This window comes from Paranoxybacillus vitaminiphilus (assembly GCF_003259935.1).
GTDB lineage: Bacteria > Bacillota > Bacilli > Bacillales > Anoxybacillaceae > Paranoxybacillus > Paranoxybacillus vitaminiphilus.
Genome location: NZ_QLMH01000005.1, coordinates 91,564 through 107,467, shown reverse-complemented (window position 1 = coordinate 107,467; position 15,904 = coordinate 91,564). Strand labels below are relative to the sequence as shown.

At 39.0% G+C, this 15,904-nt stretch carries 9 protein-coding genes; 4 read left to right on the top strand and 5 right to left on the bottom strand.

What is annotated here, in order from left to right; all coding sequences use genetic code 11:
* Positions 1 to 25: 25 nt before the first annotated feature.
* Positions 26 to 2,329, bottom strand: coding sequence for a S8 family peptidase (locus B0I26_RS08110; RefSeq protein WP_111644946.1), 2,304 nt, complete (start codon positions 2,327 to 2,329; stop codon positions 26 to 28).
* Between the two features lie 447 nt (positions 2,330 to 2,776).
* Between B0I26_RS08110 and B0I26_RS08105 the strand changes: the two genes are divergently transcribed.
* Together B0I26_RS08105 and B0I26_RS08100 are read left to right on the top strand one after the other, a co-directional pair.
* Positions 2,777 to 3,451 (top strand): hypothetical protein, encoded by a 675-nt coding sequence (locus B0I26_RS08105; protein ID WP_111644945.1) that lies wholly within the window; start codon positions 2,777 to 2,779, stop codon positions 3,449 to 3,451.
* Positions 3,452 to 3,466: 15 nt separating this feature from the next.
* Positions 3,467 to 4,666, top strand: a complete 1,200-nt coding sequence (locus B0I26_RS08100; protein WP_111644944.1) for an efflux RND transporter periplasmic adaptor subunit — start codon at positions 3,467 to 3,469, stop codon at positions 4,664 to 4,666.
* A gap of 415 nt (positions 4,667 to 5,081) precedes the next feature.
* Here the strand turns inward: B0I26_RS08100 and galU are convergent, their stop codons facing one another.
* Complete coding sequence (gene galU / locus B0I26_RS08090) at positions 5,082 to 5,963, bottom strand: UTP--glucose-1-phosphate uridylyltransferase GalU (RefSeq protein WP_111644943.1); 882 nt, start codon at positions 5,961 to 5,963, stop codon at positions 5,082 to 5,084.
* Between the two features lie 450 nt (positions 5,964 to 6,413).
* Between galU and B0I26_RS08085 the strand changes: the two genes are divergently transcribed.
* Positions 6,414 to 9,341 carry an SH3 domain-containing protein gene (locus tag B0I26_RS08085; RefSeq protein WP_111645036.1) on the top strand — a complete coding sequence of 976 codons (2,928 nt, stop codon included), beginning with the start codon at positions 6,414 to 6,416 and terminating at the stop codon, positions 9,339 to 9,341.
* A gap of 193 nt (positions 9,342 to 9,534) precedes the next feature.
* Here the strand turns inward: B0I26_RS08085 and B0I26_RS08080 are convergent, their stop codons facing one another.
* Positions 9,535 to 9,795 carry a hypothetical protein gene (locus tag B0I26_RS08080; RefSeq protein ID WP_146612802.1) on the bottom strand — a complete coding sequence of 87 codons (261 nt, stop codon included), beginning with the start codon at positions 9,793 to 9,795 and terminating at the stop codon, positions 9,535 to 9,537.
* 99 nt (positions 9,796 to 9,894) lie between these two features.
* Between B0I26_RS08080 and B0I26_RS08075 the strand changes: the two genes are divergently transcribed.
* Positions 9,895 to 10,797 carry an S-layer homology domain-containing protein gene (locus B0I26_RS08075; RefSeq protein ID WP_111644941.1) on the top strand — a complete coding sequence of 301 codons (903 nt, stop codon included), beginning with the start codon at positions 9,895 to 9,897 and terminating at the stop codon, positions 10,795 to 10,797.
* A gap of 416 nt (positions 10,798 to 11,213) precedes the next feature.
* Here B0I26_RS08075 and B0I26_RS08070 read toward each other — a convergent pair whose 3' ends face one another.
* Positions 11,214 to 13,475: an S-layer homology domain-containing protein gene (locus tag B0I26_RS08070; RefSeq protein ID WP_245934740.1), complete on the bottom strand. Its 2,262-nt coding sequence runs from the start codon at positions 13,473 to 13,475 to the stop codon at positions 11,214 to 11,216.
* A gap of 356 nt (positions 13,476 to 13,831) precedes the next feature.
* Positions 13,832 to 15,748 (bottom strand): S-layer homology domain-containing protein, encoded by a 1,917-nt coding sequence (locus B0I26_RS08065; protein WP_111644939.1) that lies wholly within the window; start codon positions 15,746 to 15,748, stop codon positions 13,832 to 13,834.
* Between the last annotated feature and the right edge of the window lie 156 nt (positions 15,749 to 15,904).

Here is a 15,904-nt window from a genome sequence, read left to right as displayed (position 1 = left end):
AATAACACTCAACATAACCGGGATATTATTTATTTTGCAAATAGTCATATGTTCTCATTACCATAGCAGCAAATTGAGCCCGCGTAATAAAGTCATTTGGACGAAAATAATCCTGCTTTGTAATAATTCCTTTATCGGCCAGCTGCTGAACGGCATAGTAAGCAAAGTGCTTCGGCTCAGAAAGGTCTTTAAACGGATAAGGTGCTCCATCATAAGATGTTTCGCTTAGTTTCAAAGCTCTGGCTAATATGACGGCCATTTGCGCCCGAGTAAGAAGTTTTTCAGGGTAAAAATTCCCATTATCATACCCTTTGATCACTTGCTGTTCATAAGCCGAATAAATGGCTAACGCTCCGGACAATTCAAGCGGTGTATCCTTAAACGGCGGCACCAGCTGCTGGGGCGGCCATGCGAATAAACGATGAATCATCATTAGACCATGTCTTCGTTTCAAATATTCATTCGGACGGAATGTTCCGTCGCTGAATCCATTGATCAAATACTGATTATACGCCCTTTGGATGTCTTTATATGCCCAATATGTTTCTGAAACATCGGCAAATGATTGAATCTGATTTTCATTACCTAAAATAATGATCCTATCGTCCGATGCTAATACATTGCCATTTTGCTCAGCAGCAATAACCGTTACATTTTTTTCATTCCGTGCCGATTGGATCGCCGGCAAATGAATATACTGCCAGCTATTCGCACCTATAAATCTCGAAACAAGCTGACCTTCAATAAAAATATATACGTTTTTACCAATCAAACCGCTAGATAAACCTAATATTTGTTGGTTAGAAAGATTAATCGTTTGAAAATCCTTCATTGTCAGCCAATCGATACTCTCGCTGGAAGTTCGATTGACCGCTTTTGAAATTTGTACAATACCGTATCCGGAATATATATCATAGCCTTTACTCTTAACATCAAGTGCTGACTGAAACAGACGTTGGCGAATTTGAATAAGATCCAGATCCGGATGAGCTGCCTTTAAAAAGGCAACGGCGCTCGTAACAAAAGGAGCAGCCATCGAAGTACCGCTTAGCGAGTGATAGCTGTCATTCAAGTAAGTGCTAATAATATTTAAACCGGGGGCACTTATATCGACTTCCCAGCCATAATTTGAATAAGGAAGGATATTATCGCTTTGATTCGTAGCTGCAACCGTAATAACACCTGGATAGGATGCAGGGTAAATATTCGCCGTTGACATTTTCCAATTTCCAGCAGCTGCAACAACGATGATGTTTTGCCGCAATGCTGCATAAATCGCTTCATACAAAATTGTTGTTTCTCCCTGTCCCGCCAAGCTTAGGTTAATGATATCTACATGAGCGACGATCGCGTCATTGACCGCCTGTGCAATATCAAAATCACTTCCATTTCCGCTTTGATCAAGAACTTTCAAAGGCAAGATATCTACAGGAGCAAAGCCTGCTGTTCCCGCAACACCTTCACCGTTATTAGGACAAGCAGCGATGATTCCCGTTACATGAGTGCCGTGACCATTTTCATCAATGGCGATCCCTTGTTCATCAATGTAATCTTTTCCAAGGCTATGCAATACATTGCCGCAAAAATCTTTATGTAATGACACTCCGGTATCAATGACGGCAACTAACACATGATTGACACCGATTACCTTTTCTACAATTGGCTGTTGATCCCATTGTTCCGTATTTTTGAGCGAAATTTGTAAACGACTATAAGTCTTATCTTTTGAAATGAGGACGTCCAGCTTCGGCAAATCTCCCGTATTCATTGCGATTACATTGCCGTATTCATCTAATACTTCCAATAACCACGGGCCTTCAATATGATCCAATTGAACAGATATTCTCGATAGCTTCGTTTCTTCTAACAACACTTGAAAATTTGAGGAACGCAACGGTTGTTCCTCATACATGACTGCTGCATGATTCACGATGAATCTCTTCCCGTATAAAAGATTTTTGGATATAAATTGATTCATAGCTTGATAAACATCAATTTTTTCCAACCCCCACTGCTCGAAAAGAAGCGGGTCATTGAAAGAAAGATAGGAAGCGAAAGATTTTTTATGATTAGGTTCGACTTTAGAAACAATCGACAGATGTTGAACTTGCTCAATCTCCTGAGAGCTGAATGCAGCTTTTAGAACAAGCTCTTCATCCATATAATCTTCGATGCGATTTTTATATTTTTCGATAAACTGCATATAGTTTTCCTTATTGTCAAAATAAACAATCCATTCTTGCAAAAATTCGCCGTTTACTTTCTGCTGATGAAAAAATAGAGAGAGAATCATGACGAACAGGCCAATAACCAATTTTTGCTTCTTCATCGTTGCCGCCCCTTTGATGCTTCTTTATAAGTCATTATATCAAAAATTAGGAAACAAAATGGAAAAATTATAAAGTTCGTGTCGTATATTGTAAATTTTTTAAGTCAAAAAAATGAAGAGGCTGACCTTACAGAAAGCATCGGATCCCACAAAGCTATATCACAATATGTATATTGTGAAACGCATGTGAAGCCAGATACTTTCAGGTCAGCCTCTAATAAAGTTTTCGCAAATATTTGAGGAAAAACCTCAGTTGGTTTTTTTATTCTAACAAATCTCTGCCTCCGTTGAAACAAGTAAGTTTTAACAAATTGTCCAATGATTAAATATTTTCCCGTTTTATAGGGATGAAGTTTATAAAATTGAAATTCATTTATTTGTTTGATTTCATATTGTTAAGGTAAAATGTTATAAGGTTATCAAATATTTCATAACGGGGGAAAAATTATGATTTTTCGCATCCAGCTATGGCGGGGCATTTTTCAACCGAATTTTAAATTTTATCAGCTTCGGCAAGCAGAAAAGGTTAACGGGCTTCTTTGGAGACTGATGATTTTATCCATTGTCAGCGGATTACTTTCGGGATTGAGCGTATATGCCGGTTTAGATACAGAAATGTTCACTAGATTAGTAGAAAAAAAGTCAATGGAAGCAATAGAGGCGATGAAGCTTTTATTTGGCGTTGGCTCTGTTCTGAATGGAATCATCTCCCCTATCATTATCATGTATCTTTCGTCATTGCTGATTTGGACTGTATTAGAAGATATGAAATTTTATAAAATCGCTGCGATTCAACTTTATGTTGTCTTTATTGGTGTCTTGGAAAAGACATTAGAAATGGTCTTTCGTTTAATGACAGGTGCCAATAGCTTTTCTTCCCCATTTGGATTTGGCATACTGGCCCAACTGATAACAGATCAGCCCCTGCTTATTCATTTCATGAATGAAATTACGATTTTTGGGATTTTAGGGGTTATTATTCAAATCATTGCTTTAAAAATTTGCAGTTCCTTTTCGCTCGGAAAAATTTCCATCCTTGTCATCGGTATTTATCTAATATTTAATCTCATCTCTTCGCTGTTATCCTTAATGGACATCGAGCAAATCTTCAAAGTGATATAAAAAGGGGAGAGCTTCATGCATAAAAAGTGGATATTGCCAAGCATCGTTTCTGCTTCTCTGCTGTTAACCGGGATGAACACTTACTTCCTATATAAACATGGAGAAATTTTGAACAGAACAGCCATTAGCCAAACAATTGAGCCAGTAGATAAGAAGGACTTTCAGCTATTCCTATCAACAAGAGGTGTAGTGACAGCCTCAGATGAAAAAAAGATTTTTATTGATTCTCAGCGCGAAACCGTTGAGCAAGTGCTTGTAAAAAGAGGAGAAGCGGTTGAAGCGGGGACACCGCTCGTTCAATTTAAACATGATGAAATCGATCATCAAATCGGACAGCTTGAAAAGAAATTGAGCCAACTGCAAACTCAATCGCAGGAAATTGAGCAATCGATACGTGATTTAGAAGAGTACAAGCAAAATGTAAACGAAGAAACATCCTCGTCTAAAGAAGAAACCGATCTGCTAATAGAAATCCGGAAATTAGAGACGGAACAAAGAATGGTTGAAATGAATATGCAGAATTTAGAAGAGGAAATCGATTACTTAGAGAAAAAGAAGCAAAAGTATGTATTAAAAAGCAATGTTGCCGGAATTGTTGAAGAGGTTCAACTCGAAGGAAATCACCCTTTTATTGACATTCTTGTTCCACCTTATTTCGTTGAAGGAGAAATATCCGAGTTCCATCTTGAAAAAGTAAAAGAAGGCCAGAAAGTGAAAATCTATCCTTCTATTGACCGAAACAATGAATACGACGGCAGCATTGCTGCGGTTTCAAAGCTTCCGTCAACTCAACCAACTTTACATGAAAAGGAAAGCTTTTATCCTTTTTACGTCGAACTGAAAGACAAATCCGACCGTTTGCCTTACGGCTCCCATGTTCATCTCGCTATTATCCTGAAAGAAAGCAAAAATGCTCCTTCCATTCCAAAAACAGCAGTAGTACGAGAGAAAAAGAAAGCGTTCGTTTATGTCGTCAACAACGGGAAAATCGAAAAACGAAAAGTGAAACTTGGGATAAGCAACGGCTCAGACCAAGAAATTACTTCGGGATTAAAACCGGAAGAGTGGATTATCGCACAGCCATCTTCTGCGATGCAAGAAGGTATGCTTGTCTCTACCCCTTTGCAGGTTGAAAAACTGCAAAAAGAAACAATAAAACAGCTTTCAAAAACAGAATGGGCTTACTCATTGCTAAAAGGATTTCTCAAAAACTAAAAAGAAATACAAAAAGAGGCTGACCAAAAGTTGACCTCACATATATTTCACAATATATAGTCCTTATATAATTGTGTTGTGGGGTCTAACGCTTTGCTTGTGAAGGGACGTGCCATTATAAACATTCTTGTATTAAAACAGCTTCCATATACAATCGTCTTTCCTTTAACGTCCATTACGTATATTTGGACATTAATGATATCGTATTTCCTTCTCGGTGAGAAAATAAAAGGAAAAAATTGCCGGCGTCGTTTTGATTATCATTGGCTCTATTTTTCTTGTCCTGTAAAACAGACACTGAGGCTGACCCAAAAGCAAAGTTTCAACCCCGCATCCATCATCTATAGGATAAAAACACGATATATGGTGGATTGCGCGCGAGGTCAGACACTTATCGATCAGTCTCAGTGTTTTCTTATAACATCTTCTCTTTTTTTAACAGCTCCTTTAAGAACGCAACCAATTCCTCACGTAAATCTTCTTTTTGAAGGGCAAACTCAATCGTTGTTTTGACAAAGCCAAGTTTTTCACCAACGTCATAACGTTTTCCTTTAAAACTATATGCGTAAACAGGCTGGACTTCATTTAACTTTTGAATCGCATCCGTTAACTGTATTTCACCACCAGCCCCTACTTCCTGCTTTTCCAAAAACTCAAAAATATCTGGCGTAAATACATAACGCCCCATAATCGCCAAATTGGATGGAGCTGTTCCAAGTGCCGGCTTTTCGACAAACCGCTTTACTTGATATAACTCCCCGACCTTTTCAAGCGGCTCAATAATACCGTAACGATTTGTTTCCTCATCTGGTACGGGTTGAACACCGATCACCGAACAGTTTGTGCGTTCAAAATGCTCAATCAACTGACTTAAACAAGGCGTTTCTGACTGGACAATATCGTCGCCCAATAATACAGCAAATGGTTCGTCACCAATAAATTTGCGGGCACACCAAACAGCATGCCCCAACCCTTTTGGAGATTTTTGACGAATATAATGAATATCAACCAAATTCGCAGAATGACGAACTTCCTCCAGCAAATCATACTTCTTTTTTTCTAGTAAAATTTGTTCAAGCTCTGGAGCATTGTCAAAATGATCCTCGATTGCTCTTTTTCCTTTTCCGGTGACAATAATAATATCCTCAATTCCAGAAGCAATCGCTTCTTCAACAATATATTGAATCGTCGGTTTATCAACAATCGGCAGCATTTCTTTCGGCATTGCCTTAGTGGCTGGTAAAAAGCGTGTTCCTAAACCAGCGGCAGGAATAATCGCCTTTCTGACTTTCTTCATCATAAACTCTCCTTCGCATCCAACTCGTTACTTTATTATACCTTAATAGAAATTGGTGAACAACAAACGAAAAATCGCCCTGCACATTCCGCTTCATTTTAGTGTCATCGAACTATGTCAGCTTTTTGGGAAAAATGATATAATTTGTATAGTCATAAACAATCATTGATTAGGAGGTGTAGACCTGGTTACTAAAATCGTTGAGTCTGTCTCAAAAGCCAAGGATCAGACTCTACAATACAATATATAGGGCATCATGTTGGATAAATGAGCTATTTATAATGAACGCAAGGTCAGACCTTATGAGACAACCTCATGCGCTGCTGCTAACAACAAGCCGCTGGTTGTCTTTCACAATAGGTGAATGACAACGAGATTTCTTTCCTGATGGAGCTCAGTTTTGCTCATTCCATCACGTTTTGCAGGCCTTTATCGATTTTAGTAACCAAGATGGAGATGTTTGCCAACATAAAAAAAATCTATACGTTTCTTACTATTCTAGTTTTGCTAGCTTCATATCTTTTATCTCCCGTTTATGCCGTTAAAGCAAGCGGGAATACAGATGAAGCTAGCCTGTACTTTCAAGTTTCCCAAGACGTAACGCCGGTCAAAAACAGCGAAACAAAACAAACGGTTGGCGAGTTAGTAAAAGGGGCCATATTAAAAGCCGTCAAAATTGAAGGAGAAAACGTCTATTTGCAGTGGGGAGAAGGATTAGCTTATGTATATGCGAATCATATACAAACGATTACTCCTTCTCAACCATTCGAATTTCAATCATACGATGCAAATGCTCCAACACTTTTATCTGTGGAGATAAAAGAAAAAACAGCCATTCTATCTAAAACGAAAGAAACGATTGGTTATTTAACAGAAGGAAGTCAATACCCTATTTTCCGGGAGTTAGAAGATTCATTTGAAATTATCATCGGAAACCAACTCGCTTATATTGCTAAATCTCCGTCCATTACCGTCAGCAGAGACAATGAAGCGGGCGAGACAAACATTGAAAATCATATCCAAACAGAGAATGAGCAAACAGGTAAAGCCGGGTCCACAGAAGAAATAGCGACGACCTCTGAAGCGAAAATAGAAACAAAACCGACAGAAACGAAGAAAACGGAAGCAGCCCATGCATCGGCGGCATCTATTGAAACAACACAATCTGCATTTACTCCAAATACTAAATTTTTTAAAGTGACAACAGACAAATTAGCGATCTACGACAATAGTACTGGAAAGCTTGTCCAAGTCGGTTCATTAGAAAAAGAACAAGAATTTCCAAGAGTGAAAGATTATGGGAATTGGCATCAAATTCAGTTTGGTAATAAATACGCTTACGTTTGGAAAGGGTCCACTGTGCCATCTGATGGAAGCAGTGCCATGAAATTAAACAATCAACGAAATCAAGATACAACCTTTACAGCTACTGCTGATTTACCAGTTTATGATAACTCTACAGGATCGTTAGTACATATCGCTACCATTCAAAAAGGACAATCTTATCCTATTATTGAAAGCTCAGGAAACTGGTATAAAATCGCCATTTCCGGAAGAATTGGTTACGTATATAAAGGTCTGGTACAAATTAACTTCAAAAGCAGTGACCGCTACTTTCGTGTAATAACTGAGCAATTAGCTGTCTATGATAACAGCACAGGAAAGCTTGTCAAAGTCGGCTTATTAGAAAAAGGACAAGAGTTTCCAAGAATAAAAGATTACGGAAATTGGCATCAAATCAAGTATGGCAATGGTTATGGATTTGTGTGGAAAGCATCCACTGAGCCTTCTAACGGTTCTAGCATTCGAAACTTAAATTCTCTCTCGCCATCATCGCAAACTTTTACAACCATTGCGAATGTACCTGTATATGACAATTCTTCTGGAAGTTTAGTGAAATTTGCAGCAATCGAAAAAGGTGTAAAGTATCCGATTGTAAAAGATTATGGGAACTGGTATGTAGTGGACGTATCCGGGCGTACTGGTTATGTCCATAAAAGCGGCGTAAAACTCCCATTTACAAATAAACATCGTTATTTTGAGGTTATTGAAAATCGTGTTCCAATCTATGATAATAGTTCAGGAAAATTATTGCCAGTTGCTTATTTGGAGAAAGGACAAGTCTTCCCAAGATTGCGTGACATAGGAAATTGGCATGAAGTAAAATACGGCACAACGGTCGGATATGTTTGGAAGGAATCAACAAGACCACCTTTTTCCATTAATGTAAAAAATGAAAATAACGGACTTTATCAACCGAGCGACCGGAGCTTTTTGGCAACTGTTGATGTTCCGGTTTACGATAATTCAAGCGGTACGCTCGTACAATTTGCTATTATCAAAGAAAAACAAAGCTACCCAATGATCAGCGAAGAAGGAAATTGGATAAAAATTGACATCGCAGGCCGAATTGGATATGTAAATAAAAATAATGTTCAAATAGGGCCCATTTTTAGATTTACGAAGTATGACCTAACTTTAGAAGAAATGCTCAACATTCAAATGACAAAAAATCCGCAAACAGATAAATATCGCAACGATAAATCGTATGTACATGCGGATTATATTCAAATAGCACAACCAAACACATTCCCGACAAAAGGAACAGTAACAGCCGCGACATTAAATGTAAGAGAAGGAGCGGGAACAAACTATCGGGTTGTCGGAACGTTAAAATCAGGCCAAACGGTAGATGTTCTGGCTAAAGTCGGAGACTGGTATGAAATTAAATTCGGACCGTGGAAAAACGCTAAATCAGAAGATGTACTAGCTTACCTCGATCCTAGTCGTTTCAGCCGCGACAGCAAAGAATATTTCCAATTTCTCGTTTTATCCGAAAGCGCCGGCATTCCAGTGAACGATTTAAATAATAAAATTTTAGCCAACAAAGGGATTCTCGCTGGGAAAGGACAGGCCTTTATCGAGGCAGGGCTGAAATATCACATGAACGAGATTTATTTAATCTCGCATGCCTTGCTGGAAACAGGAAATGGAACCTCCGCTTTAGCGAACGGTGTTTTAGTGGACAAAGTAGACGGAAAGCCGGTAGAACCGAAAAAAGTGTATAATATGTACGGCATCTCTGCTTATGATCACTGCCCTGTTACTTGCGGCGCAGAATACGCTTATAAACAAGGCTGGTTTACTCCTGAAGCAGCGATTATCGGCGGGGCTGAATATATCGCCAGCCAATATATTAATAACCCTGCCTATAAACAAGATACTCTCTACAAAATGAGATGGAACCCGGCCAATCCCGGCACCCATCAATATGCGACAGACATCGGCTGGGCGGTCAAACAAGTCCGCAACATTAGCCAGTTATATGACTTATTAGATCATTACACTTTAATCTTTGATGTTCCCGTTTACCGCTAACTAACAAAACAGAGGCTGCCCTAATGTAAAGTGTCAGACCCCACAAACCAGCAATTATACATGTGAAGTCTGACAATTACGGGGCAGCCTCTGTCTTTTTTGTTTTGCCGACAAAAGCTATCTACCTTCCAAACCGGACTTAAATTCTCCCACCTATCTTCGCTTAGACGCGGGAGACTTCCCGGTGAACATGTTAACTCGCACCACTAACGTTAGACTCATCTTCGTTTTGCTCTGTGGAATTTTGTTCCGAAGACTCATTCGAATTTATAGCATCATTCATTAATTGTTCCTGATGAACTGAAGATTCGGAATTTTCTCCCGGCTGTAACGTTTTTACACGTTCCATTTCAGCTTGGGCAAGTTGGATTAATTCCTCGACACGCTGCTCTAATGCTGCCAGATCCTCCTCATCTTCCTTCGCTTTCAACGAGACTCGATATAACTTGCACATTCACAATATGAACAGTCCCGACTTCTTGAAGTACTTTTTCTAACGCAATACATGTTGAAAAATCGAGTTGGAATTATCACGCCAAAGGAGAGTGTAATCATGAAGCATATGATCGTTCGAATTGTATCGTTAACATTAGCAGCGATGTTCATATTGCCTGCCATTCCGTCTTCAGCTGTAACTCGTTTTGCCGATGTAAGTCCTGATTACTGGGCATATAATGAGATTAATTATTTAGTAGGAAAACAAATTATTAGAGGAAAAGATGGCAAATTTGCTCCTGAGGATCCAATCAAACGAATTCAAGCGGCAGAAATGCTTGTAAAAGCATTAGGCTTAAGCACAGAAAATCGTCCTAATCCGAATTTCAAAGATATGAAGCCCGGGGACTATGGCTATCAATATGCCGCAACTTTAGCAGCTGAAGGAATTATGACGGGAAGCAATGGCTATTTTAAGCCTTGGGACACATTAACAAGAGGACAAATGGCAAAAATTCTTTCCGAAGCATATGACTTAATGTATGCGTTTGGCACGAATTTTAAGGATGTTCCATCCGACAGCTGGGTATATGATTACGTATCTTGTCTTGTCGATAATCATGTTACTACTGGATATGCTGACAATACATATCGCCCTAACGCCAAATTAAAAAGAGCACAATTCTCTGCGTTTATGGCGAGAATTTTAGATGATTCATTCAAACAAACTGTTTTATTTAAAGCATTAGATTATGAATGGAGCGAAGACGGCGGCTTGTCCTTATTAGTCGAAATTAGAAACAACTATTCCTATCCAGTCAAATTAATTAAGGCAAATGTGGCAGTTACTTCAAACGATGAATTTATTGCTGATGGTACTTTCGAATTTAATCCAGAAGAGATTTTCTTAGAGGCTAAACAATCGCAACAAATTGTTTTATCTTTCCCTTCCGATCTCGTTTATTACGTTACTGATTTAACTGATATTGTTGTTTATACACAAACGGAAATCAATAAATAAAAACAACTTATAAAGCAAAAAATTTTTCGTAAACGCTAGAGAGAAATCTCTTCAAGAAAAAAACTATATAACCATAATTTACATTCGACATTTTTTGTCGAATAATGTAGAATAATATCACGGTAAGATTTTGCTTGGTAAGCTGATTCCCGTAAAATTCGGGATAGCTTACCTCCATTTTTATTTCCGCAGAAGATTTTTCGACAAAATTTGAGATTGATAACATAAATAAAGAAACGTGCCCTCAAAATGGCACGTTTTTTTATTATATAGTAGATTTTCACCTACCATTTATATAAAGTCAGATTGAAAACTCGACAATAAGTAAGATGTTTAAAGAATTTAAGGAAAGATAAAAGAACATCCGAAATTCTTTATACATATGTCAGAAAATCAATCTGCATTTATACAGGTAATCACTGTAATGATTGCTTCGGATCGAAAATTTGAACAGATTGAACTTCGACATTGGTAGAGTAAGGCATTTCCGTCGTGAGCATAATCAGCTTTCCATCTCGCACAAATAGACGATCCACCGTTCCGTCCACATACCAGTTATTGAGAATCTCAAACGATTTACTATCGTACATAGTAATAAGATCGTCTGTTCCTGTATAAAAGACATTTTCTGCTTGGTCAAAAGCAATCGCTGAAAAAGGATCGATGCTTGTTACATATGTCATGTTTGTGCTTTGTAAATTAGTCGCACGAAAAACCGTACCGATATGATTAAAAATATATTTACCGTCAGCGGAAATCGTCATATCCGTAGACATTTCGTAGTCTCCGTGATAAGGAGAGTCATAGTGCCCGGTAAATTGTCCATTCGAAATTGTATAAACAGAAATATCTCTCGGAGACGTATCCGTTGTAATCGCGTAAATCATCGATTTATTCGGATGCATTTCCAAGTAGCTGGCATTGCGAATCGATTCCGAATCAACCTCTTGTTTTGTCATACGGTCATAACTTTTAATATACGTCCATTGCCCGGAACCGGATGACACATAAATATATTTGTCATCAGCAACAATATCATATGGGTCAATCGCAATGTCGAACGTTTCTTTTAATGTAAACGTGTTCGTGTCGATAACAGCAATCGCTCCCTCTTGATCTTCCTCCCACCAATATGGGCTATGCCGGCCTTTTAACAGGGTAATATACAGCTCATTATTGGCGAAATATAATCGTTCCGCCGGAAGTGGCAGTGAAATCGATTTTACTTCTTCAGTTTCATAGTTAATTTGAACAGCATTGCCGGAATAATCGATTCCATAAATGATTGGCAGTGACGGATGAGCAATCGCTTCCGCCAGCTGTTCATCTAAATAAAACTTTTCCGTATTCACAATTTCATCCGGTTCCGCCGACGGATCGGTTTCGATCTCATCTTCCGGTATTTCTTCCTCATACACCGGCAGCTCTTCAACCGGGATGACGGACAGCTGATAAAACGGCGCACCCACATACGGAGAAAGGAGATCTTTTATATGATCCGCCGCAAGAGCGAAATTCAGCTCTCCAAGTTCAAATCCAAACGATACAAGACCAACGACATAGCCGTACATATTAAACAACGGTCCACCTGAACTCCCGAACGTCACCGGCGCCGTAAATTGAATAAAATGAGCATCCAATCCATCTTCCGTAAAATGGCGAATCCCGCTCACGATCCCCGTGGACACAGAATTGTAGAAACCTAACGGACTGCCAATCGCGATGACATCGTCTCCCTCTTCCACCATATCCTTTGAACCGATTTTTAATTGTTTTAACGGAAGGCGGTCATACGGCTTTAAAAGAACGATATCATAATCAAGGTCGTAATCGACAACTCCTTCAATTTCATATACTTCATCTTTATATGTAACAACTTCAAACGATGTTCCGCCGCTAATGACATGATAGTTGGTCACAATTAAACCGTTGGACGTCACAAATCCGCTTCCTTGCGAAATTTCTTCACCGTTTTCATCATACGCATAAATCATGACGACACTTTCTTTTTGCGCGATGACTTCTTTCCTTGTTAGCGGAGTTTTAACAGGCGGTTTAAACTCATCGTTAATATATCGGGCCATAAATACAGCGAAATGCATGCGGGTAATCAGCGCGTTTGGACGGAAGCTGCCGTCAGGATACCCCGTTGTCACTTCATTCGCTGCTAACGCTTGTACATAATCGTAAGCCCAATCCCCTTTTTTTACATCTGTAAACTCTTTCGCAGTCCTGCCTTGAAGATTGAACGCATTAGCAAAAATTTTCGCCATTTGCGCACGAGTCAATTTGCCGTAAGGATCAAACGAACCATCGTTTTTTCCGTTGACAATCCCAAGCTCAACAGCAGTTGCTACTTCCTTATAGCCATAATCACCCGGCTTTAAATCTTTAAATTCAATATGTGATGCTTCCTCTGCCTCGATACCAAGAGTCCGGAGAATCATCTGAACCGCCTGTAACCGCTTAACTGGCGCTGCCGGCTGGAATGTCCCATCTTGATAACCTTGAATAATGCCTAAGCTTGTTAAATAATCAATTTCTTTTTCATATTGTGTCACATCCCGAAAAACAGATTTCGTATCCTCTGCTTCAACAAATACCGCTGCCGGTAACACAGAAACCATCACCATGACGGTCGACAAGAGCATGAATATCACTTTTTTAAAAGATCCCACATGATTCAAGAAAAAGTTCCCTCCAATTATTTAAATTTCCTGAAACTAAAATTATTTTAATAGAAAATAATGAGGAAATCTTCAGGTATTTTGTGGGATTTATAGGATAGATTGATGATAAAAAACAGTGATGGAAACAAACTAAAATCCAAGTTCGTTTTCCGTTACGAAAGTTCAGATACTTTTGAACTGCTTCTAATTTAAATTCTACGGAATAACTGATTTTACACATAAAAAACTCTTTCGTAGTAAACAATATCAGCCTTCGCTTTTTCTGACTGCTTTTCGGAACATGTTAAACAAAAAGAAACCAGAGTCGATACCGCTCTGATTCCTTTTGACATACTTCAACTTTTCTACCCCCGGTCTGCTGCACGCAATGAACGGTTGACAAAAGCAACAAATTGCGCGCGCGTCGTTCGTTCATTCGGACGGAAAAGCTCGTTGGCTTGGGTAACTTGGTTGGCTAACAACGTTCCAATGTACGGTCTTGACCATTGGGACGAGGAAATGTCTCGGAAGCGAACTTCATCTTCCCCCGTTAAACGGTAAGCATTCACTAAAATTTTTGCCATCTGTTCTCTCGTCAAAGGAGCGTCCGGATGAAAGCGGCCATTCGAACCGCTAAAAATCCCTTCATCTACTACAGTTGCGATAACATCGTATCCATATTGTCCGTGCTTAACATCCCCTAGCTGCGGATTAGGCCGATTTTTTGTGCTTAATCCAAGAGAGCGGACAATCATCACAGCGGCCTGCAGACGGCTGACAGGCGCTTCCGGCTTAAATGTTCCGTCTTTATAGCCTGTAATCACTCCTAAGTTTACTAAATTATCAATGTCTTCTTTCGCCCAATAATGAGAAGACACATCTTTAAAGGAAGGCATGTTGAGTATAGATGCGCTCTTTTTGTTGTCTTTTATTGAAATGATCTTTGTATGACCGGCAATTTTCACTCCATCATGATTGTTTCTGCCCGCGCGGTAATAAGCGGTTAGCTGATAATCTCCAACAGGTGTATTTTTCGGAAGTGTCAAAGCAAATTTTTCCGGATAACTTTCTCCTTTCGGCACAAGACCAACGACATACTTCTCATAGGAAGCTTTAACCTTGCCGGAAGGATCGGTTAGCTCTACTTTCATTGTGCCGCGTGAAATGACATTTCCATTGTTTTTCGCTTTCATCGTTCCGTACACGACATAATCACCCGCGCGAGGATATGCCCGAACATCAGTCAGCTCCATCGTTACTTTTCGATCAATTGGATGGAATTTCATAAGCGGCTGTGCTGTCCATTTAACACATTCGTCTAACAAGATTTTTAAATCTTCTCCTCCCTTTAAGGAGTCCCATGCTTTTCCTTTTGTTTCCGTTTGTCCATTCGGGTTCTTTTCATCCCATTCATTCGATAGACGTTCGTCCACCTCCATATAATCTAACAATTGAAATCCAAACCAAACCGCTTTTCCTTTTCCGTATTCGATAGCGTAGGCAGCCCCGGTCTTCGGAGGCGTATGTTCCGGCACAGAAGAGTAGCCAATCGTTTCGTATTGTAAAATTGGTGTAGCATAACTATTATTTTGATAAGGTTGAATCACCTCAATCCATGTCGGCTGATGGTTTTCAAGGAGAATGCTTGTTTTTTCCATCTGTTTTAACGCTTCTGACACAATTGGATGATTGCCAACACTTCTAATCGTATAATTGTTGAGCACAACATCATTGATAAACGCGGATTGAAATACTTCACTCAAATTATCCCATTCCCAAATCCACGTTTTCGTTTCATATATAAGCGGTGTTAAATCTAAATCCGTATCTTTATATGGGAAGCGCGCGCTTTCATTTCTTGCCATCGCAAACGCAAAGATCGCTCCTCCGCCATTTTTTATATATTCTTTTACTGCCTGACGCTGTACCTTTGACATCATCACCGTGTTTGGGAAGAAAAGAGAATTGAATTTCGCCAATTGCTTCGGATCGCTCAGCTGCGCATCGTTCACATATTCCACTTCATATCCTAAACTTTCAAGCAATAATTTAGCTTTAATTCGTTTATTTTTGATGGATGACCATATTTCTTTCGGTTGAACATATGTCCCATTATAATAGCCTCCTTTTCTTTCAATGAAGGCATACTTTTCGCTTAGCTGCGAAACAACTAATCCAACACTCATTTTCCCCTCTGCTTGTACTTTATGAGTATACACAAAACTCATGCAGATAAAGGCTGTCATGAATACACCAAATAAACTTTTTAAATATTTAAACACATGAATCCCCCTTATCCCTTATTACAAGAACTCTTTATTTATATCGTCTGAATTTGTAAAAACTTAACTGATATGTATTTTATAGAAAATAAAAAAGCTGGGGTAAAGGAGCTGGCAACATCCACATATATCCTATAAATAAAAACGAATCAAGGT